18 protein-coding genes and 1 pseudogene are annotated in these 21,820 nt (G+C 70.1%); 8 read left to right on the top strand and 11 right to left on the bottom strand.

Annotation, left to right across the window (positions count from 1 at the left end):
• Positions 1 to 58: 58 nt before the first annotated feature.
• From KI385_RS31230 to KI385_RS31220, 3 genes are all read left to right on the top strand, one after another.
• Entirely contained in the window at positions 59 to 1,102 is a 1,044-nt protein-coding gene (locus KI385_RS31230) for an aldo/keto reductase (protein WP_238575445.1), read from the top strand.
• Positions 1,103 to 1,270: 168 nt separating this feature from the next.
• The gene (locus tag KI385_RS31225; RefSeq protein WP_238575444.1) at positions 1,271 to 2,458 is read left to right on the top strand and encodes a PQQ-dependent sugar dehydrogenase; all 1,188 of its coding nucleotides are present in this window, start codon (positions 1,271 to 1,273) and stop codon (positions 2,456 to 2,458) included.
• A gap of 87 nt (positions 2,459 to 2,545) precedes the next feature.
• A complete protein-coding gene (locus KI385_RS31220; protein WP_238575443.1) occupies positions 2,546 to 2,743 on the top strand; it encodes a DUF6191 domain-containing protein in 198 nt (65 codons plus the stop codon).
• On the opposite strand, the gene KI385_RS31215 is transcribed toward KI385_RS31220, so the two are convergent.
• From KI385_RS31215 to KI385_RS31195, 5 genes are all read right to left on the bottom strand, one after another.
• Positions 2,740 to 5,844, bottom strand: coding sequence for a helix-turn-helix transcriptional regulator (locus KI385_RS31215; RefSeq protein WP_342593531.1), 3,105 nt, complete (start codon positions 5,842 to 5,844; stop codon positions 2,740 to 2,742). The genes KI385_RS31220 and KI385_RS31215 overlap by 4 nt on opposite strands.
• A 139-nt stretch (positions 5,845 to 5,983) precedes the next feature.
• On the bottom strand, positions 5,984 to 6,172 hold the full coding sequence (locus tag KI385_RS31210) for a hypothetical protein (RefSeq protein WP_238575441.1): 189 nt from the start codon (positions 6,170 to 6,172) through the stop codon (positions 5,984 to 5,986).
• A gap of 247 nt (positions 6,173 to 6,419) precedes the next feature.
• Positions 6,420 to 7,058, bottom strand: coding sequence for a hypothetical protein (locus KI385_RS31205; RefSeq protein WP_238575440.1), 639 nt, complete (start codon positions 7,056 to 7,058; stop codon positions 6,420 to 6,422).
• A 119-nt stretch (positions 7,059 to 7,177) separates the two neighbouring features.
• The gene (locus tag KI385_RS31200; protein WP_238575439.1) at positions 7,178 to 9,424 is read right to left on the bottom strand and encodes an MMPL family transporter; all 2,247 of its coding nucleotides are present in this window, start codon (positions 9,422 to 9,424) and stop codon (positions 7,178 to 7,180) included.
• A gap of 222 nt (positions 9,425 to 9,646) precedes the next feature.
• Entirely contained in the window at positions 9,647 to 11,758 is a 2,112-nt protein-coding gene (locus tag KI385_RS31195) for a phosphocholine-specific phospholipase C (RefSeq protein ID WP_238575438.1), read from the bottom strand.
• Between the two features lie 254 nt (positions 11,759 to 12,012).
• On the opposite strand from KI385_RS31195, the gene KI385_RS31190 reads away from it, so the two are divergent.
• Positions 12,013 to 13,728, top strand: a complete 1,716-nt coding sequence (locus tag KI385_RS31190; protein ID WP_238575437.1) for a chitinase — start codon at positions 12,013 to 12,015, stop codon at positions 13,726 to 13,728.
• Here KI385_RS31190 and KI385_RS31185 read toward each other — a convergent pair.
• Positions 13,713 to 14,144, bottom strand: a complete 432-nt coding sequence (locus KI385_RS31185) for an ATP-binding protein (protein WP_238575436.1) — start codon at positions 14,142 to 14,144, stop codon at positions 13,713 to 13,715. The genes KI385_RS31190 and KI385_RS31185 overlap by 16 nt on opposite strands.
• A 112-nt stretch (positions 14,145 to 14,256) precedes the next feature.
• Between KI385_RS31185 and KI385_RS31180 the strand changes: the two genes are divergently transcribed.
• Genes KI385_RS31180 through KI385_RS31170 form a run of 3 tightly spaced genes read left to right on the top strand, consistent with a single transcriptional unit; the run spans position 14,257 to position 16,426 of the window.
• Positions 14,257 to 15,081 (top strand): helix-turn-helix domain-containing protein, encoded by an 825-nt coding sequence (locus tag KI385_RS31180; protein WP_238575435.1) that lies wholly within the window; start codon positions 14,257 to 14,259, stop codon positions 15,079 to 15,081.
• Positions 15,078 to 15,404 carry a DUF397 domain-containing protein gene (locus KI385_RS31175; RefSeq protein ID WP_238575434.1) on the top strand — a complete coding sequence of 109 codons (327 nt, stop codon included), beginning with the start codon at positions 15,078 to 15,080 and terminating at the stop codon, positions 15,402 to 15,404. Before KI385_RS31180 ends, KI385_RS31175 begins: the two co-directional genes overlap by 4 nt.
• 17 nt (positions 15,405 to 15,421) lie before the next feature.
• Positions 15,422 to 16,426: an aldo/keto reductase gene (locus KI385_RS31170; RefSeq protein ID WP_238575433.1), complete on the top strand. Its 1,005-nt coding sequence runs from the start codon at positions 15,422 to 15,424 to the stop codon at positions 16,424 to 16,426.
• Positions 16,427 to 16,837: 411 nt separating this feature from the next.
• Here KI385_RS31170 and KI385_RS31165 read toward each other — a convergent pair whose 3' ends face one another.
• A complete protein-coding gene (locus KI385_RS31165) occupies positions 16,838 to 17,935 on the bottom strand; it encodes an amidohydrolase family protein (protein WP_238575432.1) in 1,098 nt (365 codons plus the stop codon).
• A 97-nt stretch (positions 17,936 to 18,032) separates the two neighbouring features.
• Here KI385_RS31165 and KI385_RS31160 point away from each other — a divergent pair, with 97 nt between their 5' ends.
• On the top strand, positions 18,033 to 18,707 hold the full coding sequence (locus KI385_RS31160) for a TetR/AcrR family transcriptional regulator (protein ID WP_238575431.1): 675 nt from the start codon (positions 18,033 to 18,035) through the stop codon (positions 18,705 to 18,707).
• A gap of 152 nt (positions 18,708 to 18,859) precedes the next feature.
• On the opposite strand, the pseudogene KI385_RS31155 reads toward KI385_RS31160, so the two are convergent.
• From KI385_RS31155 to KI385_RS44680, 4 genes and pseudogenes are all read right to left on the bottom strand, one after another.
• Positions 18,860 to 19,435 (bottom strand): annotated as a pseudogene (locus KI385_RS31155) (N,N-dimethylformamidase beta subunit family domain-containing protein); the annotation flags it as partial.
• A gap of 13 nt (positions 19,436 to 19,448) precedes the next feature.
• A complete protein-coding gene (locus KI385_RS31150; protein ID WP_238575430.1) occupies positions 19,449 to 20,411 on the bottom strand; it encodes a hypothetical protein in 963 nt (320 codons plus the stop codon).
• Between the two features lie 161 nt (positions 20,412 to 20,572).
• Positions 20,573 to 21,331, bottom strand: coding sequence for a hypothetical protein (locus KI385_RS31145; protein WP_238575429.1), 759 nt, complete (start codon positions 21,329 to 21,331; stop codon positions 20,573 to 20,575).
• A gap of 294 nt (positions 21,332 to 21,625) precedes the next feature.
• Entirely contained in the window at positions 21,626 to 21,763 is a 138-nt protein-coding gene (locus KI385_RS44680) for a glycosyltransferase (protein ID WP_425356986.1), read from the bottom strand.
• Positions 21,764 to 21,820 lie beyond the last annotated feature (57 nt).

Here is a 21,820-nt window from a genome sequence, read left to right as displayed (position 1 = left end):
TCAGACGTTAGTTTGGTCTGGCCCTTGATCGGGGGCGAGGGGACGGAGGCACAACCAGGTGGAGCGCAGGACAATCGGTGCGGCGGCCCTCGAAGTGGGCGCCGTCGGGCTCGGCTGTATGCCGATGAGCTGGGGGTACACCGAGTCGCAGCGCAGCTTGGACAGCTCGCTGCGGGCCGTGCACACCGCGCTGGACCAGGGCTGCAGCCTGCTGGACACCGCCGACATGTACGGGCCGTTCACCAATGAGCTGTTGGTGGGCCGGGTGCTCAGGGAACGGCGGGCGGACGCGTTCGTGTCGACCAAGTGCGGGCTGCTGGTCGGCGAGCAGCACATCGTCGCCAACGGGCGGCCCGGCTACGTCAAGCGCGCCTGCGACGCCTCGCTGCGCCGGCTGCAGACCGACCGTATCGACCTCTACCAGCTGCACCGGGCCGATCCCGAGGTGCCCATCGAGGAGACCTGGGGGGCGATGGCGGAGCTGGTGGCGGCCGGGAAGGTGCGGTCGCTGGGGCTGTGCGCGGTGGGCGCCCGGGCGGTACGGCAGGCACGCACAGCCCGTACGGAGCGGCGGCCGGCGGGCCGTGGCGGGCTGCGCCCGCGCTCCCGGCTGCACGACGGCACACTGGCCCAACTGGAGCGTATCCAGCAGGTGTTCCCGGTCAGCAGTGTGCAGGCCGAGCTGTCGGTGTGGTCACCGGAGGCGCTGGAGGCGCTGCTGCCGTGGTGCGAGTCGCGGGGCGTCGGCTTCCTGGCGGCGATGCCGCTGGGCAACGGCTATCTGACCGGCACCCTCACCCCGGGGCAGGGCTTCGAACCGGAGGACATACGGGCCCGCCATCCGCGCTTCACCGCCGAGATGATGGCCGCGAACCAGCCGGTGGTGGCGGGGCTGCGGCGGGTCGGCGCCCGGCACGGCGCGACACCGGGGCAGGTGGCGCTGGCGTGGGTGCTGGCCCAGGGCCGTCATGTCGTCCCCGTACCGGGCACGAAGAAGGAGCGCTGGGCCGCGCAGAACGCCAAGTCCGCGGAGCTGGCGCTCACCCGCGAGGACCTGGCGGAGATAGCCGCCCTGCCGCCGGCGCGCGGCTCCTGGTACTAGGTCGGACACGCCCCGGGTCGGACACGCCCTGGGTTCCGCCGGCTCGCCCGCCCGCCGCCCGTGCCGGATCATGGCAGGTAGGGGCGGCTCCGGAACCCGTAACGCACGGCGCGGTGGCCCGCGATGTGGTGTTCTTGTGCACGCCCTGCCGACGAGAGGACCCCTGCCGTGCAACGCCGTTCCCAGACCGCCGTGTTGGCCGCCGCTTCGCTGCTCCTGGCAGCGGGCTGCTCGTCCGGCGGCGCGCAGCCCCACAGCGGCGGGAGTCCCTCCGCCCCGGCGAAGAGCCCCGGCGCCTCCGCCGGTGCCGCCTCGCCGAGCGCCACGCCGTCGTCCACCGCCCCGCCCGCCAAGGGCTCGGTGAAGGTGACCGACACCCTGACCACCGGTCTGAAGTCGCCGTGGGGCGTGGCGGTGCTGCCGGGCGGGGATCTGCTGGTCGCCTCCCGTGACACCGGGAAGATCGTCCGGGTCGCGGCGGACTGCGGGAAGACCACCGAACTGGGTTCGGTGCCGGGTGTGGACCCGGGGGGCGAGGGCGGTCTGCTGGGGATCGCGGTGTCCTCGACGTTCGGCGCGGACCATCAGGTGTACGCGTACTTCACCACCGCCTCCGACAACCGCATCGCCCGCATGATCTACGACGAGAAGCGCCCGCCGGGCAATCAACTGGGCGCGCCCGACACGATCTTCAAGGGCATCCCCAAGGGGCAGATCCACAACGGCGGCCGGATCGCGTTCGGCCCGGACAAGATGCTCTACGCCGGTACCGGCGAGACCGGTGACACCGGGCTGGCGCAGGACAAGGACTCGCCGGCCGGCAAGATCCTGCGGATGACGCCGGACGGCGAGCCGGCGCACGGCAACCCCGAGGCGGATTCGGTGGTGTACGACTACGGCCACCGCAACGTCCAAGGGCTGGCCTGGGACAGCGACAAGCGGCTGTGGGCCTCGGAGTTCGGGCAGGACACCTGGGACGAGCTCAATCTCATCGAGCCGGGCAAGAACTACGGCTGGCCGAAGGTCGAGGGCAAGGCCAAGGACAAGGCGGCCGGCTCCGGGTTCGTGGACCCGATCGAGCAGTGGAAGACCGCGGACGCCTCGCCCAGCGGTATCGCCTACGCCAAGGGCTCGATCTGGATGGCCTCGCTGCGCGGCGAGCGGCTGTGGCGGATCGCGCTGGACGGGACGAAGCCGGTGGCGGCGCCGCAGGCCTTTCTGAAGGGCACCTACGGGCGGCTGCGGACCGTTGTGGCGGCCGATGACGGTGCGTTGTGGCTGGTCACCAGCAACACGGACGGACGGGGCGAGCCGCGCAAGGGCGATGACCGGATTCTCCGCCTCGAAGTGAACTGATCCGGCTCGTCCCCTTTTCGCGTGACCTGCCTACACTCGGATGCCAGGGGGCGGGTGCGCGTTACGCCGAAAAGGGGGCAGGGCACCATGTTCAACATCGCGGAAGAACTGTTCGCACCTGGTCGCAAGCACACCGACGAGGAGCGGCAGAAGATGTCGCTGGTCGTCGATGACGTGGGCGACGGCGATCCCGGGAAGGGCCCGATAGACCTCTCCTCGGGGACCGTCGTCGTCAAGGCGCCACGGCGGCAGCAGGATCAGGGCGAGACCCAGGAAGAGCGCTAGCTGGGCGCCGGCTCGCTGAACAGCCGCAGACGGTGGGCGACCGCGCCCGCCTCGCCGCGGCCGGAGACGCCCAGCTTGGCGAGGATGTTGGAGACATGGACGCTGGCGGTCTTCGGGGAAATGAACAGCGCGTCGGCTATCTGGCGGTTGCTGCGGCCGTCGGCGACCAGACGGAGGACGTCCCGTTCGCGCGGGGTCAGCCCGAGGGATTCGGCGGGCGCGGCACCGGCGGATGAGGCGTCCTCGTCGGCGCCGCGGACGGCTCCGGCGGTCGTCCGCGGCGCGGCGGTCGATATCAGGCCCGGCAGCGGCATACGGGCGCGCTGGGCGAGGAGTTCGAGTTCGTCGGCGAGCGGGCGGGCGCCCATCGCCGTGGCGGCGGTGTGTGCCTGGGTGAGCAGGAGGACGGCGGCCTCGCGCGGGGTGCGGCCGTGCAGCCCGGTGGTGGCCCGCTCACTGCCGTGCAGCAGGGATTCGGCCCAGCGGTAGCAGGCCCGGGCGAGCTCGTGCGGACGCTCCAGGGGCTCGAAGGCGGCGACCGCCTCGGCCCAGGCATCGGGGGTGTCGCGGCCCTCGGCACGGCGGAGTTCGGCGTCGACCGCGCATCCGTACGCCTCCCAGACCGGGGAGAGCCGGGGCAGCTTCTTCGCGGCGTCCCGGATGTCGGCGAGGAGCGTGACCCGGCCGGGCTCGGCGGCCGGCAGTCCGCGGGCGTCCGATTCGGCGGCGGTGGCCGACCACAGCAGCGGCCAGGCGTAGCGCTGGGTGCCGGGCGGGAAGCCGGCGTCCAGGGCCTGCCGGACGATGCCGCGGGCGTCGAGGATCCGGCCCTGGGCCGCGGCGATCCGCAGGGCGTGGCGGGCGAGCGGGAGGGCGTGCTGCGGCTGGGGGTCGTGGGTGCCGTAGTGCTCGCGGGCGACGGCCAGTTCGCGCTCGGCCTCGGCGATCTCTCCCTTGTCCAGGGCGAGGTCGGTGAGGCGGTTGGCGGCCAGGGCGAGGGAGCGGGCGTTCTGGGCGAGGCGGCGGCAGTCGGCGGCGGCCTGGGCCGCTTCGTCCCAGCGGCCCAGTGACTGGAGCGATTCGGCGCGGTTGGCCGTCACCCAGCAGGTCTTGTCCTTGAGGCCGTAGCGGGTGGTGAGTTCGAGGCCCTGTGTGGTGACCTCGACGGCCTCGCGGGAGCGGCCGACGCCTTCCAGAGAGGACGGGAGGTTCACATGGCCGCGTCCGATGACGGCGAAGTAGCCGCGGTCGACGGCGCGGTCGAGGCCCGCGCGGAAGTCGGCGAGGCCCTCGTCCACCTCGCCGGCGTCGACCCGCAGCCCCGCGAGGGTCAGCCGGGAGTTGATCTCGGCCTCCTCGTCGCCCACCAACTGGGCTAGTTCCACGGCGCGTTCGGCCGTCGCGAAGGTGCCGGGGCCCGGTTCGTGCAGCACCGCCCAGCTGGCGACGGCGGCCATCACCTCGGCATGCACGGACGACGGCGGCAGTCCGCGCATCAGCTCCTGCGCCTTGCCCAGGTCCTCCCAGCCGTTGCCGCGGCCGGTGCCCTGGCAGAGCCGGGAGCGCTGCACCAGGAACCACGCCGTGCGGAGGGGGTCCTGCTCGGTGCGCAGGAACCGCAGGGCGCGCTTGGTGATCGTGAAGGCCCGCTCGCCGTCGCCGGAGAGCCGGGCGGCCACCGCGATCTCGGCGAGCAGGTCGAGGAAGCGCAGGGCGTCGTCGTCGCAGCCGTAGGCCGGATACGTCTCGGCGTAGTCGACCGGGCGGACCCCTTGCCGCACCTCCGGGGGCGCGTCGTCCCACAGCTCCAGGGCGCGGTCCAGCAGCCGCAGCTGCTCGGCGTAGGCGTGGCGGCGGCGGGCCTGGACGGAGGCGGCGAGGACGGCGGGCAGCGCCTTGGCGGCGTCATGGGCCTTGTACCAGTAGCTGGCCAGCCGGGCGGCGCAGACGTCGGCGCGGACCAGCGAGGGGTTGGTCTCCAGGGCCTGGGCGTAGCGGCGGTTGAGGCGGGTGCGCTCGCCGGGCAGCAGATCGTCGACGACGGCCTCGCGGACGAGGGCGTGCCGGAAGCGGTAGCCCGTGCCGTCCTGGGTGGGCACGAGGGTGTTGGTGCCGACGGCGGCCCGCAGCGCCTCGATGAGATCGTCCTCGGGCATCTGGCAGACGGCGGCGAGGAGTTCGTGCTCGACGGTGGAGCCGCCCTCGGCGGCGGTGCGCACCACCCGCTGGGTGTCCTCGGGCAGCGCCTCGACGCGCACCAGCAGCAGATCGCGCAGCGGGTCGCTGAGGCCGTGCAGACAGCCGTCGGCGAGGCTGCGGGCCAGCTCCTCGACGAAGAAGGCGTTGCCCTCGGAGCGCTTGAAGACCCGGTCGACGGTGTCCTCTTCGGGGTCGCTGCCGTTGATCCCGGCGATCTGGGAGCGGACCTCGTCGCGGTTGAAGCGGGCCAGCTCGACGCGCCGGACGGTCCGCATCCGGTCGATCTCGGCGAGGAAGGGCCGCAGCGGGTGGCGGCGGTGGATGTCGTCGGAGCGGTAGGTCGCCACCAGGAGGACGTTGGCGTCGTGCAGGGCGCGCAGCAGGTAGGCGAGCAGCTCGCGGGTGGAGCGGTCGGCCCAGTGGAGGTCCTCGACGATGATGACGAGGGTGCGGTGGGCGGCGAGCCGCTCCAGGAGGCGGGCGGTCAGCTCGAAGAGGCGGGCGCGGCCGATCTCCTCGTCGTGCGCCTCGCCGGGCGTCTCCCCCAATTCGGGCAGGATGCGGGAGAGTTCGCCCTCCTGGCCGGCGACGGCGGCGGCGAGCTCGTCGCGCAGATGCCAGTTGAGGGTGTGCAGGATGGCGGAGAACGGCGCGAAGGGCAGGCCTTCGGAGCCGATCTCGATGCAGCCGCCGAGGGCGATGAGCGCGCCCTGGGCGCGGGCGGCTTCGGTGAACTCCTCGATGAGGCGGGTCTTTCCGACCCCGGCCTCGCCCCCGATCAGCAGGGCCTGGGGCTCGCCTGAGGCCGCGATACGGGCGAGGGCGTCGCCCAGCGCGGCGAGTTCGGCCGCGCGGCCGACGAACACGGGACTGACGGACCTGGTCTCCACGCTGAGGAGCATCGCACAGCGGTCCGACAATCCGGCAGTGGGCTTCACCACGCAAAACGCCCGGCCCGGTGTGCGGAGCACCCGGGGCCGGGCGGAGTGCGGTCGGGCCGGCGGTGGGGCCGGCGCGCGGGACGGCATGTGCGCCTCGCGGTCAGGCGGCGGCGCGGCGTACCCGCACCCGCCGGCCCCACCGTGAACTCACCCGCCCTTCGGGATCGTTCGCCCCGGATCGGGCGGCGGCGCTCCGACCCTCGGTCGCCTCGCGCACCAGGCGCTGCCGGTCGGCCTCGCGGCGCAGCTCTTCGTAACGGACCCGGATCTCCAGCTCGGAGGTGTACATGGTGTCGCTCCCCTGACGGCGGTGAGGTGGTGTCTCGACGGCTTGTCGATGTGCTCAAGCCTCGTCGCCAAGGGGGGTCCGCCACATCGGGCGAGTTCCCGATCTTTGCGCCCGGGCGGTGCTTAGAAACCCGCCGCGCTGTCCGCGGGTTCCTTAGGCACCGTCCGCGGCACCCGTACGGAGTGGGGAAACCTGCGTCCGCGGCCGTCCGGAACCTAAGACTCCGGCTGCGTCGGCCGTGGGGGACTCAGGAGCCTGCCCCGGGGCCCTTAGGGATGCTGGGCATGCTGGCGAACAGGTCGAAGTACATGCCGGCGGAGATCAGGATCCCCAGCACACCGAGCGCCAGCCCGCCCCAGGCGACGGCCCGCACCCAGGTGGCGCGCGGGCGGCTCAGCACCACCGCGGCGACGATCACGGCGAGCAGTGCGAAGACGCCGTTGACCAGGGCGGTGGTGTGCCAGGGGGTGCCGTAGACGGCGGAGATCTGGTCGGTGGCCTGGCGCGACTGGAGCTTGATCTGGCCCAGCAGCGCCTGCCGCTCGGCCATCAGCGTGCCGAGCCAGGTGCCGGTGACGGACGCGAGGCCGAGCCCCGCGGCGACGACGGCACCGGCGCCGGCGGCGATGCCGGTGGCGGTCCCTACGGGCGCGGCGTCCTCGTCGTCGTCCTCGGCATCGTCATCAGCGCTCTCGGCGTCGAGGTCGCTGTCGTTGCCGTCCTCGTCGTGCTCGGCGGCCACGGCCCGGCCGTCGGCCGCGTCCGCGTCCTCCGTTGTGGCGGCCGCGTCCACGGCCTCCTTGCTCGTGGAGTCCTCCGTGGCGGCGGCCTGCGCCGGCACGGTCTCGTCGTCGGTTCGCTTCTCGGTCGTCCTGGTCGTTCCCATGGGCGCGACCGTAGGGGCCGCGTCTGAGAGTCGGATGAGAGCCGCTACGACGGGCGGGCGATCAGCGGCGACACGCCGCCCGGGCGCCAGGTCGTGTCCTGGCGCCCCGAGGGCATTTCCTAGACCCCGACCAGCGGCTTCTCGCCGGCCGGCTCGGCCGGGCCCGCCGCACCGTCCGGCTCCGGCGGCGGTTCGATGCTGATCCGGGGCAGCCGGCGGTCGAGCCATGACGGCAGCCACCAGTTGGCGCCGCCCAGCATGTGCATCAGGGCGGGCACCAGCAGCGTACGCAGGACGAAGGCGTCCAGGGCGACGGCGGAGGCCAGGCCGATGCCGAACATCGCGATCGTCCGGTCGCCGCTGAGGATGAACGCCGCGAAGACCGCGATCATGATGACCGCCGCCGAGTTGATCACCCGGCTGGTCTCGGCGAGTCCGACCCGTACCGCCCGGCAGTTGTCCCGCGTCAGCTGCCACTCCTCGTACATCCGGCTCACCAGGAAGACCTGGTAGTCCATGGACAGTCCGAAGAGCACCGACACCATGATGACCGGCAGGAACGGTTCGATCGGGCCGGCGCTGCCCAGCCCCAGCAGCTCACTGCCCCACCCCCACTGGAAGATCGCGGTGACGATCCCGAAGGAGGAGGCGACCGCCATGACATTCATCAGCGCGGCCTTGAGGGGGATGCCGATGCTGCGGAAGGCGAGCAGCAGCAGGAGCGAGCCGAACGCGATGACGACGCCGATGAAGAGCGGCAGCTTGCCGACGATGACGGACGCGAAGTCGTCGTAGCTCGCGGTGACGCCGCCGACCCGCACCTGCATCGTGGTCCGCCCCTCGGCGGCCGGCAGTACGTCCGTACGCAGCCGTGCCACCAGGTCGGAGGTCTGCCGGGACTGCGGTGAGCTGGTGGGTACCACCGTGATCACGCCGGTGCCGCGGCTGCCGTTGAACTCGGGGCCGCTGACCTGGGCGACGCCGGGCGTGTGCCGCAGCCGGTCGGGCAGTTTGTCGAAGGCGAGCCGGTCCTTGGCGCCGTCGAGGGTGCCGACGAGCGTCAGCGGCCCGTTGAAGCCGGGCCCGAAGCCGCCCCCTCGGCCGGCGCCGGCCCCGCCGCCGGCCAGCAGGTCGTAGGCCTTGCGGCTGGTCGACGTGGCGGGGTTGTTGCCCTGGTCGGAGGTGCCCAGGTGGAGGCCGAAGGTGGGCAGTGCGAGCACGATCATGAAGGCGGCCGCGGCCACGCCCAGCAGCTTGGGGTGCCGCTCGACGAAGCCCGACCAACGGGCGGCGATACCGGTGGGCCGCTCGCGCCGCGGTCCGTGCTCGGCCAGCTGCCGGCGCTCGCGGCGGCTCAGCGCCCGCATCCCGATCAGCCCGAGCAGCGCCGGCAGCAGGGTGATGGAGGCGGCCACGGTCAGGACGACGGTGAGCGAGGCGGCGAGGGCGACGCCGTTGAGGAAGCTCAGCCGCAGGATCAGCATGCCGAGCAGCGCGATACAGACGGTGGCCCCGGCGAAGACGACCGCGCGCCCGGACACCGTGACCGCACGGGTGGCGGCCTCGTCGACAGTGAGGCCCGCTCGAAGGCCCTTGCGGTGCCGGGTGACGATGAACAGCGCATAGTCGATGCCGACACCGAGGCCGATCAGCATGCCCAGCATCGGGGCGAAGTCGGCGACGGTCATGGCGTGGCTGAGCAGCGTGATGCCGGCCGAGGCGGTGCCGACGGCGGCGACCGCGGTGATGATCGGCAGGAAGGTCGCGGCGAGCGACCCGAAGGCGAGGAAGAGCACCACGGCCGCGGCGCACAGTCCGATGATCTCCGGGAGCTGGGCCCGTGGTGCCTCGGTCAGCGCGATCCCGGCGCCGCCCAGCTCGACCTGGAGCCCGTCGCCGGCAGCGGCCTGCGCGGTGTCGACGACCTTGTGGACCTGGGCCGGGTCCAGCTCGTCGGTGGGCCGGTCGAAGACGACGGAGGCGTAGGCGGTGTGCCCGTCCTTGCTGATCTGCCGCCCGCCCTGCGCTCCGTCGGCCTGCTTGCCGTACGGGCTCTGCACCTCGGAGACGCCGGGCAGCTCGGCGATCTTCGCCAGCGTACGCGACATGGTCTTCTCGACCGCGCCGGCCCGCACGGTGCCGGACTCCGTGTGCCACACGATGCTGTCGCTGTCCCCGGACCGGCCGGGGAAGGCCTGTGCCATCAGGGCCGAGGCCTGCCCGGATTCGGTCCCGGGCACCTCGTAGTTGTTCGAGTACGCGGAACCGGCCACCCCCGCGGCGACGGCGACCCCCGCGAAAGCGGCGAGCCAGAGGACGATCACCACGATGCGGCGCCTGAGACACCACCGAGCCAGAGCGGTCACGGATCTCGTCTGCTTCCCGGGTTGTGCGTCGATATCTCCCGGGGGCGGGTGGTGCCGAGCGCGGATGTACGGGTAGAAGGGGGCCCGCCGCTGCCGACGAAGGAGTGGCGGGCCCCCGACTGAGCAGACTGTCAGTCCGAAAAGATCCTTTGTCGCCTTTGTGGATTTCCCCACAAAGGGACGGGAAGCGGGAACTCTTCCCGCGGGCTGCTGCCCGCCACCTCAGCCGGTGATCGACTCCTCGCCGTTCTCCACATGCCCCATCAGCCGGCGGTGGAAGGTCGCGTCCTCGGCGACCGTGAGCGCGAGGTCGTACCAGCCGTGCGCGTCGGCGGCGGCATGCGCGACGGTGCGGGTGCTGTGGGCCTTCACCTTCACCGTGCGCGGCGCGGTGTCCGCGTACGCGAGCGGCTTGAGGGTGCAGGTCAGATCGTGGCGGCCGTGGTTGACGACGGTCAGATGGAGCTCCCGGCGCCCGGCGTCGATCCGCGTGCTGATCTTGACGGCCGCGGCCGCGCCCTGGCCCGTACCGGCGAATTCCCGTCGGAAGCCGTTCGGCCCGGTGACCGTGAAGCGGTACGTACCGTCCTTCACCGGCACGTCCCACTCCGCCGTGCCGCGCACATCGCGGTGCTGCGGCGCGTCGAACTCCTTCGCGTACGGATAGAGCGCGAGATGCGCGGAGGCCTTCCCGGCGTTGCGGACGGCCATCCGGAAGACCGAGGCGGCCGGGTCGAAGCCGCCGTCCGCGTCCGGCTGGTACGGCAGGGCCCTGGCCCGCCGGCTGCCGTGCTCCTGCCGCGGCAGCGCCTGCCGGGCCGGCGGCAGCGGCGACCAGCGCCCGCTGAACGCCGGGATCTCGCCCGGCTGCCGCACCGCCGGCTGCTTGCGCCCACGGGAGAAGTCGAAGGCGGCGGTCAGATCGCCGCACACGGTCCGCCGCCAGGCGCTGATGTTCGGCTCCTTGATCCCCGTCCAGCGCTCCAGGAACCGGTTGATCGAGGTGTGGTCGAAGACCTGCGAGCAGGCGTAGCCGCCGACCGTCCACGGCGAGATGACGATCATCGGCACCCGCATGCCCAGGCCGGTCGGGCGCCCGTCCCAGAACTCCCCGTCCGTCCCGGCCGGCGGCACCGGCGGCGGCACATGGTCGAAGAACCCGTCGTTCTCGTCGTACGTCAGGAAGAGCGCGGTGTGCCGCCAGACATCCGGGTTCTTGCCGAGCGCGTCCAGCACCTTGTAGACGATGGTGGCGCTCTCGACCGGCGAGGAATCGCCGGGGTGCTCGGAGTCCGCGGCGGACGGCACGATGTACGACACCTCGGGCAGCTTGCCGCTCGCCACATCGGCGGCGAAGGCGGTCGCGGTGGTGTCCGGCTCGCCCCGCCGCAGCGCCCGCTCGAACAGGCTCCGCTCGGCGCGGCTCAGCCCCTTGACACCCTCGTCCAGCAGCCCCTGCAGCCGCTTTTGGCCGGCCTTGTCGGCGCCGGCCACCTTCCCGTAGAAGGCGGTCATGGTGTGCACCCCGTCCACCTTCGCCAGGGCCTTCTTCGCGACCGCCTTGAAGCTCGCGTAGAACTCCAGGTTGTTGTCGGTGAAGTTGTCCCACTCCTGGTAGACCCGCCAGCTGCGGCCGGCCTTCTCCAGCCGCTCGGCGTAGGTCGTCCAGGTGTAGCCGGTGTGGGTGTCCTCGTCGTACGCGTCGTTGCCCACGGCCCGCTTGCCGTTGGGCTCGAAGCCGGTCCAGCCGCTGACCAGGTGGTTGCGGTTGGGGCTGGTGGAGGAGTGGATCGAGGAGTGGTACGCGTCGCAGACGGTGAAGGTGTCCGCGAGCTCGTAGTGCAGCGGAATGTCCTTACGGTCGTAGTGCGCCATCGTGGCGGCGGTCTTGGCGGTGACCCAGTTGTTCATCCAGCCGCCGTTCCACGCCTTGGACCCGCCGTCCCAGCCGTGGTCCAGCGCCCCGATGTACTGGAGGTCCTTGTTCTGCGCGGCGGCCGCCTCGCGCACCGAGAACGGCAGCACGGTCCCGACGCCCAGCAGCCCCGGCTGCTCGAAGACGCTCCGGCCGCCGGGCAGCTCGACCGCATTGCGGTCGGCGTAGCCGCGTACGCCGCGCAGCATCCCGAAGTAGTGGTCGAAGGAACGGTTCTCCTGCATCAGCACGACGACATGCTTGATGTCCTTGAGCCCGCCCTGCCCTCGCTCCGGCCGCGCCGCGTCGTCGGCCATCGCCTGCTGCAACGACGGCGGCAACAGTGAGCCGGCCATCGCCGCACCCGCCGCGGCAGCGCCAACTCCCAGTACGCGTCTACGAGATACCTCCGGTGCCACGCCCGACCTCCCAGTCGTCAGTCAATGGTTTGCACTCAGCCCATTGAGATGATGCGACGGGGACGGTAGCGAACTGCCGTGACGGGCGATAGGTCTCGGGGTGACAACTTTGGGAACGGTTGGTTCGCGCAAGTCCCCGATGCGCCCTACCTCTTGACCGGCCCATTGGTCTGAACCATTCTGTTGGCCCAGTAGCGGTGGCCACCGTCTCGCGCAGTTCTCCCCGTGTTCCCCCTTCGGCACTGGAGACAGGTATGCCTCGCACCGCACGCATCAGACGGTCCCGCCACAGACGCCTGCTCACCACACTCCTCGCGGTCGTCGCCGCCGCGGCGGCCACCACGACCGCCTCGGCCGCGCCCACCGCAGCCGCCGACGTCAACGTCGCCAAGAACGCCGGTTACGAATCCGGGCTGAGCAACTGGACCTGCTCGGCGTCGAGCGGCAGCACCGTCAGCTCGCCCACCCACAGCGGCACCGCCGCCCTCAAGGCCACCCCCACCGCCTCGGACAACGCCACCTGCTCCCAGACCGTCGCCGTCAAGCCCGACTCGACCTACCGGCTCAGCGCGTACGTCCAGGGCTCCTACGTCTACTTGGGCGCCTCCGGCACCGGCACCACCGACGTCTCCACCTGGACCCCGTCCGCCCCCACCTGGCAGCAGCTCACCACGAGCTTCACCACGGGCCCCCACACCACCTCCGTCACCGTCTACACCCACGGCTGGTACGCCCAACCGCCCTACTACGCCGATGACATCAGCGTCCTGGGCCCCGACGGCGGAGGCGGCACCGACCCCGGCCCCGAGATCCCGGCGACGCCCGGTGGCCTGGCCGCCGGTTCCGTGACCTCGTCATCTGTCGCCCTCTCCTGGAACCCGGTCTCCGGCGCCACCGGCTACACGGTCTACCGCGACGGCGCCAAGGACCGGACGGTGAACGGGACGTCCGCCACGGTCACCGGACTATCGCCCGCCACCGCCTACCGCTTCCAGGTCTCGGCCACCAACGCGGCCGGAGAATCGGCCCGTTCGGCAGAGATCACCGCCACCACCTCCCCGTCCGGCGGCGGCAGCGACCCTTCAGTCCCCCAGCACGCGGTCACCGGCTACTGGCAGAACTTCAACAACGGCGCCACCGTCCAGAAGATCAGCGACGTACCGGGCCAGTACGACATCATCGCGGTCGCCTTCGCGGACGCCACCACCACACCCGGCGCCGTCACCTTCAACCTCGACTCGGCCGGCCTGGGCGGCTACACCGTCGACCGGTTCAAGGCCGACATCAAGGCCAAGCAGGCGGCCGGCAAGTCGGTCGTCCTCTCCATCGGCGGCGAAAAGGGCACCGTCTCCGTCAACGACACCACTTCGGCGAACAACTTCGCCGACAGCCTCTACACCCTCATGCAGCAGTACGGCTTCAACGGCGTCGACATCGACCTGGAGAACGGCCTCGACCCCACCTATATGACCCAGGCGCTGCGCTCGCTCTCCCAGAAGGCGGGCAGCAAGCTCGTCATCACCATGGCCCCGCAGACCATCGACATGCAGTCCACCGCAGGCGGCTACTTCAAGACGGCGCTGAACATCAAGGACATCCTCACCGTCGTCAACACCCAGTACTACAACAGCGGTTCGATGAACGGCTGTGACGGCAAGGTCTACTCCCAGGGCACCGTCGACTTCCTCACCGCGCTGGCCTGCATCCAGCTCGAAGGCGGCCTCGACCCCTCCCAGGTGGGCCTGGGCCTGCCCGCCTCCACCCGCGGCGCGGGCAGCGGCTATGTCGCCCCGAGCGTCGTCAACGCCGCCCTGGACTGCCTGGCCAAGGGCACCAACTGCGGCTCCTTCAAACCGGCCCGAACCTACCCCGGCGTACGGGGCGCCATGACCTGGTCGACCAACTGGGACGCGGCGAGCGGCAACGCCTGGTCGAACGCGGTCGGCCCGCACGTTCACAGCCTGCCGTAGCCCTTGCCGTAGCCGCGGAACGCGCACCACACGGCCTTCCCCGGCACGCGCTCGCCGACGCCCCACGCGTCGGCGAGCGCGGACACCAGCAACAGCCCCCGCCCGGCCTCCCCCTCCACCTCGTCGTACGGCACCGGAACCCGCGGCTCCCCGTCACCGCTGTCATGCACCTCGACGCGCACCATCCCGTCCCCTTCCAGCGACAACCACAACCGGTAGCCGCGGCCGGGCGGGACGCCGTGCAGCAGGGCATTGGTGGCCAGTTCGCTCACGCACAGCAGGACGTCGTCCGCCAGGTGCTCCAGATCCCAGTCGGCGAGCGCGTTACGCGCGAACTCCCTTGCCAGCGGCACGGATCGGCGCTCTCGCCGGTAGAACGCCGTACGGGCGCAGAGCGCCTGCATCTCCTTTTGCATGCCGCCAATGTCACAGTGAGTGACTAGACTGAGCCACAGCGTGAAGTCGTACAGATGCGATGTACGACATTCCGCCGCATCAGACAGTCACGACGGGGGGAGGGCAAGCCGCATGTACCCGGCGAACAAACCACAGAGGATCACTTCCTGGCATGTGATCGGCGCCCAGTTGAGCCACTTCCGGAAGGCGGCCCGGTTAACGCAGCCGGCGCTGGCCGAGGCGGTGGGTCTGCACGAGGACACGATCGGCTCGATCGAGCAGGGCCGCAGGGCACTGAAGATCGATTTGGCCGAGACCTTCGATGAACTACTCGGCACCAAGGGCGCGTTGGCGGTCGCGGTGTCGAAGGTTCCGGAAAGAGAGAAGCTGCCTGCGTTCGTACAGGACCTGGTGGAGCACGAGGAGGAGGCGCTGACGCTGCTGTCGTACGAAAACCAGGTGATGCCTGGGCTGCTACAGACGGAGGCGTATGCGCGGGCGGTCTTCGACTGCCTCTATCCGCCACTCGACGAGGATCAGGCGGACGAGTGGGTCTCCGGGCGGCTCGACCGGCAGAAGCTGCTGGAACGCAAGAAGCCTCGACCGATGCTCAACTTCATTCTGGAGGAGGTGGTGCTGCACCGGCCGCTAGGAGGGCCGGACACCTGGCGTGAACAGATCCGCCATCTGCGGCGGTGCGCCGAACTTCCTTTCCTGGGGCTCCAGATCATGCCGACCGCCCGAGCCGCCCACGCTTCACTGGATGGGCCGCTCGTCCTCTTGGAGACGCCCGATCACGAACACCTCGTATACATCGAGGCACAACGGATCAGCTTCCTGGTCGATGACCCGGATGAGGTCAGCGTGTATCAACAGGTGTATGGGATGCTGCGGTCGCAGGCCCTCACCCCTGAGGAGACCAGGGGCCTGCTGGACGACTTGCTAGGAGAGCCATGACCAGCACACCAGCCCAGTCCTTCTCCAACGGCCTTGCCTGGTTCAAGTCCAGCTACAGCGGCAGTGCGGGCGGCAACTGCGTAGAGGTCGCCTACGCCTGGCGCAAGTCCAGCTACAGCAGCGACCAGGGCGGTGCCTGCGTCGAGGTCGCCTACGCCTGGCGCAAGTCCAGCTACAGCGCCAGCGGCGACTGCGTAGAGGTCGCCACCTGCTCGTCCCCCCACCCCACCATCCACGTCCGCGACTCCAAGAACCCCGACGGCCCGGCGCTCACTCTGAGCGCCACCGCCTGGGCCGCCTTCGTCGCGAACGTGTCCGCCTGACCGGCGCCGGGGCAACGATGAAGCGCCGTCGGCTCGGTACGCACGGTCCGGACGTCTCCGCGCTCGGCCTCGGCTGTATGGGGATGTCGACCGCGTACGGCGTCCCGGACGACGCGGAGTCCGTGCGGACCCTCGACCGCGCGGTCGAGCTCGGCGTCACCCTGCTCGACACCGCGGACGCCTACGGGCGGGGCGCCAACGAGGAGTTCGTCGGCCGCTGGCTGCGACGCCGTACGGCGTCGCAGCGGGACGGGCTGGTCGTGGCGACCAAGTTCGGGCTGCGGCACGACGCCGCCACCGGGCGGGTGAACGCGGTCGACACCTCCGCCGCCTGGGTGCGCGAGGCGTGCCACGCCTCGCTGCGCCGCCTCGGCACGGACCGCATCGACCTCTACTACATGCATCGCCGCGATCCGGCCGTCCCTATCGAGGAGACGGTGGGTGCGCTGGCCGAGCTGGTCGCCGCCGGTGCCGTACAGCATCTCGGCCTCAGCGAGGTGAGCCCGCAGACGCTGCGCCGGGCGCACGCCGTCCACCCCATCAGCGCCGTCCAGCTGGAGTACTCCCTCTTCACCCGCGATGTCGTGGAGGGCGAGATGCTGGCGACCTGCCGGGAACTCGGCATCGGCGTCGTGGCGTACTCCCCACTCGGGCGCGGCATGCTGACGGGTGCGCTGGCGTCCCGCGACGACCTCACCGCCGAGGACGCGCGGCGCCGGTGGCCGCGGTTCTCCGAGGAGAACATCGACCGCAATCTCCGCCTCGTCCAGGCCGTTCGCACCACCGCCGAGTCCCTCGGCCGCACCCCGGCACAGGCCGTGCTCGGCTGGCTGCTCGCCCAGGGCGAGGACATCGTCCCGATCCCCGGCACCAAGCGCCGGGCGTACCTGGAGGAGAACGCGGCGGCGGCCGGGATCCCGCTCGGCCCGGAGCAGGCGGCCCGGCTCCGGGCGGTCGTGCCCGACGGCGCCGTGGCCGGGGAACGCTACCCGCTCGCCGCCCTGGCCCGACTGGGCCACTGAGCCGGGCCGGGCGCCGCGGGAGTCGACTGCTTCGCCGCGGTGTGCCGCCCCGCACAACGTCCCCGCCCCCAGGCTCTCCGCGGCCCTCGCCACCAGCCGCAGCACGGCGGACTCGCCCATTCCGGCCTCACCGACAAGGAACGCCGCCTGAACGCTGTCTGCCCCGAACCCGTCGCAGCGAATGCCGCCGGCCTGGCCGATTCCGCCATCTCGGTCTCCCGGCCGAAGAAGCGCCCGTGGAATGCTCCATGCCCTCGCCTCTGTGCGTCAGTACGTGAACGGAGCAGGGACATCACCGGCCGGGTTCCTTTCACGTCAACGGAACCTTCATCTCCCGGGAGGCGGAATCCGTCGCCCGGTTCCCGCAATTCCGTCGTTGAAGGTCAGTCGTTGAAGGTCAGTCGTTGAAGGTCAGTCGTTGAAGGTCATCGGGTGCCGGGCGGGGGCGATGGAGTGGCCGCCGCACCAGATGTTGCGGATTTTGCGGGTGGCGGTGATGTCCGCCAGGGGATCGCCGTCGATGAGGAGGAGGTCGGCCCGTAGGCCCGGCTCGACGGCGCCGCGGTCGGTGAGCCCGAAGGCTCGGGCGGGCAGGATGGTGGCGGCCCGAAGCGCCTCCGCAGGGGAGAGGCCTGCCTGGACGAGGCGTTCCAGCTCGTGGTGAAGGCTTTCGCCGTGCTGAACGGCGAACGGGATGCCGGGCAGGGTGTTGGCGTCGGTGCCCGCCAGGACGTTCACGTGTGCGTGGTGGAGGTTGGCGACGCTCTTGAACAGGTGGGTGGTGGGCGCCCTGCCTGCCAGGACGCCCTCCATCATGGTGATCGTGGGGATGGCGATCTGGCCTGCCGCCGCCATCTTGGCGACGTCGGTCTCCGCGATGACCCCATCGTTGGGGACATGGGTGATGAAGTCCGCGCCGGAGTCGACGGCGATCGTGAACGCGCCGACGCCGGCCGCGTGGATGACCGTCTTCATGCCGTGCGCGCGGGCGGCGGTGACCAGGGCCCTCAGGCTCTCGCCGCTCGGGCCGCCGTCGCCGGGAGCCTCGGCGATGCCCTTGATGTAGTCGACGCCCTCCGCCACGCGGGCGGCGACATGGTTCCGGGCGTCCTGGGGAGTGCGGATGATCGCCTCCGGAGGCATCCCCGGGAAGCGGGAGTGGGCGCCGTCGGGGCCGATGGCGGGCAACCCGGCAGTACGGAAGTCCGCGTAGCCGGTGACCTTCCGCAGCGTGGCGACCAGTTCGGCGGGCCCGGCCCCCATGTCCAGCCCGGTGGTCACGCCGTAGGACGCCAGTTGCTCCAGCGCCCGGGAGTCGTGGAGGTGCACATGACTGTCGATCAGCCCCGGCAGCACGACGGCGCCGTCCGCGTCGAGCTCCTGCGCACCACGGGCATCGGTACCGATCCCGCCGCCATCGATGACGACGGTGCAGGGTGCGGACAGTTCCCGGCCGTCGAAGACACGCACGTTGGTCAGTGCGGTCTTGGCAGCGGATGTGGTGGCCATACGACACCTCCAAAATAGGGGACAGTTTTGTCCACTAACCTTACGCTACCGCCGCTCGGTTCGACGCACGGCAGCGGGCACGGCTATAACCGGAGAGGTGACCGGACTTCCTGGGGCCTCCGCCGACCCTCCTCCCCCCGCCGCTACAGAAGAGGGGGCGGCTGACGCCTCGCGCGCGCCTGCTCCCGCCGGGAAGTCGACGCGTCGGCGCGGAGGCGCGCTCACCCTGGCGATCTATGAGGCGACCTTCGAGGCGCTGGCCGCCACCGGCTTCGAAGGGCTCGCCTTCGACAAGATCGCCGCTCGCGCGGGCACCGGGAAGTCGGCGCTCTACCGGCGTTGGTCGACCCCCGCCGAACTGGTCCTGGCCGCCCTGGCAGACCCGGTCGCGGGCTTCGGCACCCCCGTCGTCCCCGACACCGGAACGCTGCGCGGCGATCTCATCGCCACGCTCGGCGCGTTCGCGCGTGTCCTGGACGAGCCCCGCGGGCGCGCCCTGCTGCCCTTGCTGACCCAGCGGGCCTGCCACCCCGAACTGTTCGCCCAGGTCCAGAGACTGGTCACCCTGCCCAACCAGAAGATCTTGCTGGGCATGCTCCGCGCCGCTGCCGACCGGGGCGAGACGGACCCGCGGTGCGTCACACCACGTATCGCCTCGGTGGGCCCACGCATGATCTTCGCCGAGCTGATGGCGAAGGGAACCGTTCCCGAGGAGGAGGTCTACGCGATCGTGGACGAGGTACTGCTCCCCCTCATGGCCCCGCAGAGGTAGGCCGGGCGCCCGGTCAGCTTCACCTTCTCGGCCACCAGCCGTGAGGGCCCGCACCGCTCGGCCGGCCGCATCACCGGGACCAGCCGGGCCTGCGCGATCGAATTCGGGTCGTCGAACACGGTGGATACCGCCGAAGCGGCACGGGAAGACCGCTAAGTCCCGTACACACTCGCCACGTTGTTCCGCGGCGCCGGCCGTGTCTTCGCGGCAGGGCCCACGGCGAACGCGCGGAGGAGGTTCTCGGTGGTGCGGGTGACGAAGGCTCCCGTTCGGCCGTCCATGCCGTGATTGCGGCCGTTCTCGCGCGTCCCGGCCATGAGGGCCTCGACCCACCGCATCGTTCCGGAGGAGAAGACTCCGGCGCCGCTCGGCACGGTGTGGTACGCGGAGTCCGCGTGGCTGCTCCGGCCGTTGCAGACCAGCGGGGAGTGGGCGAGGATCTCCAGCCGCGCCGGGGTGGGCGCCTCCGGGGTGACCCGGTCGTACTCGACCCCGATGAGGTGGTCGAAGGCCTCGCCGCGCTTCGCTCCGGTGCCCGCGAAGAGCCAGTGGTCCGCGCTGTGGACGACATAGGGCGCGTCCGTGGGGTAGCCCTCGTAGAGGACGCCGGTCAGTGCGGACTCCGGGTCGGCGGCGGGCGGTTGGCGGAAGTCGTGGGTCGGCGGTGCGCGGTGGCCGGCGAAGTCCGGATCGTCCCGGTAGGCGGTCTTGTAGCAGACCACGGTGCGGAACAGTTTCGGCTCAAGGGGAAGGTGGTGCACTGTCCACGAGGGAAACGCATGTCGAAACACAGTTCAGGGATGTTCCGAACTTTGCCAGAGCATTTCCCATGGGAGCGTTTTTACCTTGATGGGAAATCAAGGTTTCGACTGGGCCCCATGTATCGCCATTACGTGACTCGGTGTACATCGTCGACAGCTTCCGGTTAGGGTAGTCCCACGCCTGAAAGGTGCAGACCAGGATGTCATCCTGGAAGGCGGCGAGCGCGGGGCGAAAAGGGCTGTCGCGGGATGGGACTGTCTTTACGGGGCCCCATCCGCTGCCGTCGTAGGTTTGATATTGCAAATCGTTATTATAGTACCACCCGCAGTACAGGAGTCCGCCGAAAACGGCAGATGAATTGTGCCTACCTGCCACTGGAATTGAGGGGGCGGGTGCGCTCGTCCATCCCACTCCATCGAATGAGGCCATTGAGGTCGCGTTATTGCACGTGATCACAAAAAGCTTGCCCTTGAATACCGCAGCGCATAGCTCCCTATCGGGCGTGATGGCGACATGAGGGATGGTGAGCGGGGATTCCCAGGACTCGCCGTCGGTACTCGTGGAGTAGTACACCTCATCTGGGCCTGTATCCAAACTCCAGTTGACCCACGCGGCATACATCTGCTCCCTTCCGGTTTCCAGCTCACCGGTTACAAGAGCGGGGGAGCTTTTCTTCCCCTGAGGACTCAAGGGAAGAGCTTTGGTGCCGGACAGGTACCATGCGTCCCCATCTTCACTGTGGGCGATCTTACCTGAACTGTAGAGGCCGTACAGCTTCTGCTCGCCACTGGAATGGAATACGGTGAGAGCGGGGCCCTGATTTTCCTCCTCTGACGGGCCGATGACCGCAGTCGCAGGCGACCAATGATGGCCGTTGTAGCGCGAGCCCAAACTGGTCCAGCTTCCCCACTCTTCGTTTCCCTTTTGGTGCACTCCGGCCATGGCGTGTTCTCCTTTGGGTTGTGCTGGTGGGTGGTGTCTCTCGCTGGGAGGCCGCGGAGAGGTAGATGCGCGCTCCGTGTTGCTTTGCGACGAGATGCCGATTTCCCGGATGTACTTCTTGCGCCGGACCCCGAGTTTCTCGATGATGTCCTGGCGGGCGTCTAGATCTCCAGTTCCCGGAGGTACGCTTTGCGTCGGGCGCCGAGTTTCTCGATGATGTCCTGGCGGACGTCCGCGTATGCCTGCTGGTTGAAGGTCATGGTGCGGGTGCCCTTGTAGAAGGTGGCGTCCGATGCGCTGAAGTTGAACCACAGGAAATTGGTTACTTCCTGCCCTGCGGAGAAGTAGAAGGCACCAAGCTTCATCGCCACGGCGTCGTTCATCTGACTGCACAGGCCGATCTGGAAGTTCCCACCGTGGCTCTCGGAACTTTCCGACTCGAAGATCTTGACCTTCTCGTCCTCCTTGGGGAGTCCCCTGATGGCGTTGACGGTGCTTTCCGCGACCGTCAAGTCGTCACCGATGAGGATCGCCGCCAGCACTTCGAAGATCACCTTGTCGACCGTGAACGAGGCGGAATGTGCTTCCCAGTGGCTGAATTCTTTGCCCTGAATGACCCAGCCGCAAAGGTACTCCAGGACTTCGGTGTACTTGTGATACCAAGCGATCACGTCGTCCTCGCGGGGGTGGGCCTTGTTCGCCGCCAGTTGCGCGATGAGAGCGCTGTCCAGGACGTCCTGCCGCGCCAGTCCCTTAACCTCGGCGACGAACGAGACCAGGCTGCCGTCATCGACATAGCCTGCGGGCCGGTCTTCTTGGACCCGGACCTCCCCCTGAGGTGGAGCCTCGTCCTCAGGGGGCAAGGACAGAGCCCCGAGATAGGCCAGCCGCTCCGCCAAGGATGGGCCTGAGTTGGTCATGAGTGTTCCTCCTGCTCGGATTTGTGTTGCGCACTCAGAACATGCCGCGATGCTTCTTCCGCGGGACTTGGCGTGTGTCGTAGTCGTGGTGTGTTCCGTGCGACGTCCATGACTGCCTGCGCCGCGTGCGGCCATGTGTATCCACCGGCTGATTGGCCCCCGACATAGTGGGCGGCCGGGGCTTCTTCAGGTCGTTGATGACGTTCCACCACAGGGGCGGCCGGACGCCCGCATGCCCCTCGTCCCTGACCACGCAGGGGGCAGCGATACTCGCCGGCATGCGGATGGCGCCGATCAGGAGTTTCGCCCGCTCTCCTCAGCCATCAGAACGGGGACGCCCTGCTCGGTGGCTTCCAGACCTACGAGCCCGAACCCCTCCGTATGGGAGGGAACGATCACAGCGCGGGAGCCGCGGATGTCCTGCCCCTTCACAAAGGCTGGCGGCCCTAATGGAATTTAATGGCCACCCCCGAATCGAATAAATGGTGC

This window comes from Streptomyces inhibens, from assembly GCF_022221585.1.
Taxonomy (GTDB): domain Bacteria; phylum Actinomycetota; class Actinomycetes; order Streptomycetales; family Streptomycetaceae; genus Streptomyces; species Streptomyces inhibens.
Note: the sequence above shows the minus strand (reverse complement) of the source record. Positions and strands in the feature narration are given on the sequence as shown.

What these genes read in the sequence shown, in the direction of transcription:
- KI385_RS31220 (WP_238575443.1), top strand. Translation starts at nt 2,546, where the DNA reads ATGTTCAACATCGCGGAAGAACTGTTCGCACCTGGTCGCAAGCACACC.
- KI385_RS31215 (WP_342593531.1), bottom strand. Translation starts at nt 5,844, where the DNA reads ATGCTCCTCAGCGTGGAGACCAGGTCCGTCAGTCCCGTGTTCGTCGGC.
- KI385_RS31210 (WP_238575441.1), bottom strand. Translation starts at nt 6,172, where the DNA reads ATGTACACCTCCGAGCTGGAGATCCGGGTCCGTTACGAAGAGCTGCGC.
- KI385_RS31205 (WP_238575440.1), bottom strand. Translation starts at nt 7,058, where the DNA reads ATGGGAACGACCAGGACGACCGAGAAGCGAACCGACGACGAGACCGTG.
- KI385_RS31190 (WP_238575437.1), top strand. Translation starts at nt 12,013, where the DNA reads ATGCCTCGCACCGCACGCATCAGACGGTCCCGCCACAGACGCCTGCTC.
- KI385_RS31185 (WP_238575436.1), bottom strand. Translation starts at nt 14,144, where the DNA reads ATGCAAAAGGAGATGCAGGCGCTCTGCGCCCGTACGGCGTTCTACCGG.
- KI385_RS31180 (WP_238575435.1), top strand. Translation starts at nt 14,257, where the DNA reads ATGTACCCGGCGAACAAACCACAGAGGATCACTTCCTGGCATGTGATC.
- KI385_RS31175 (WP_238575434.1), top strand. Translation starts at nt 15,078, where the DNA reads ATGACCAGCACACCAGCCCAGTCCTTCTCCAACGGCCTTGCCTGGTTC.
- KI385_RS31170 (WP_238575433.1), top strand. Translation starts at nt 15,422, where the DNA reads ATGAAGCGCCGTCGGCTCGGTACGCACGGTCCGGACGTCTCCGCGCTC.
- KI385_RS31165 (WP_238575432.1), bottom strand. Translation starts at nt 17,935, where the DNA reads ATGGCCACCACATCCGCTGCCAAGACCGCACTGACCAACGTGCGTGTC.
- KI385_RS31150 (WP_238575430.1), bottom strand. Translation starts at nt 20,411, where the DNA reads ATGGCCGGAGTGCACCAAAAGGGAAACGAAGAGTGGGGAAGCTGGACC.
- KI385_RS31145 (WP_238575429.1), bottom strand. Translation starts at nt 21,331, where the DNA reads ATGACCAACTCAGGCCCATCCTTGGCGGAGCGGCTGGCCTATCTCGGG.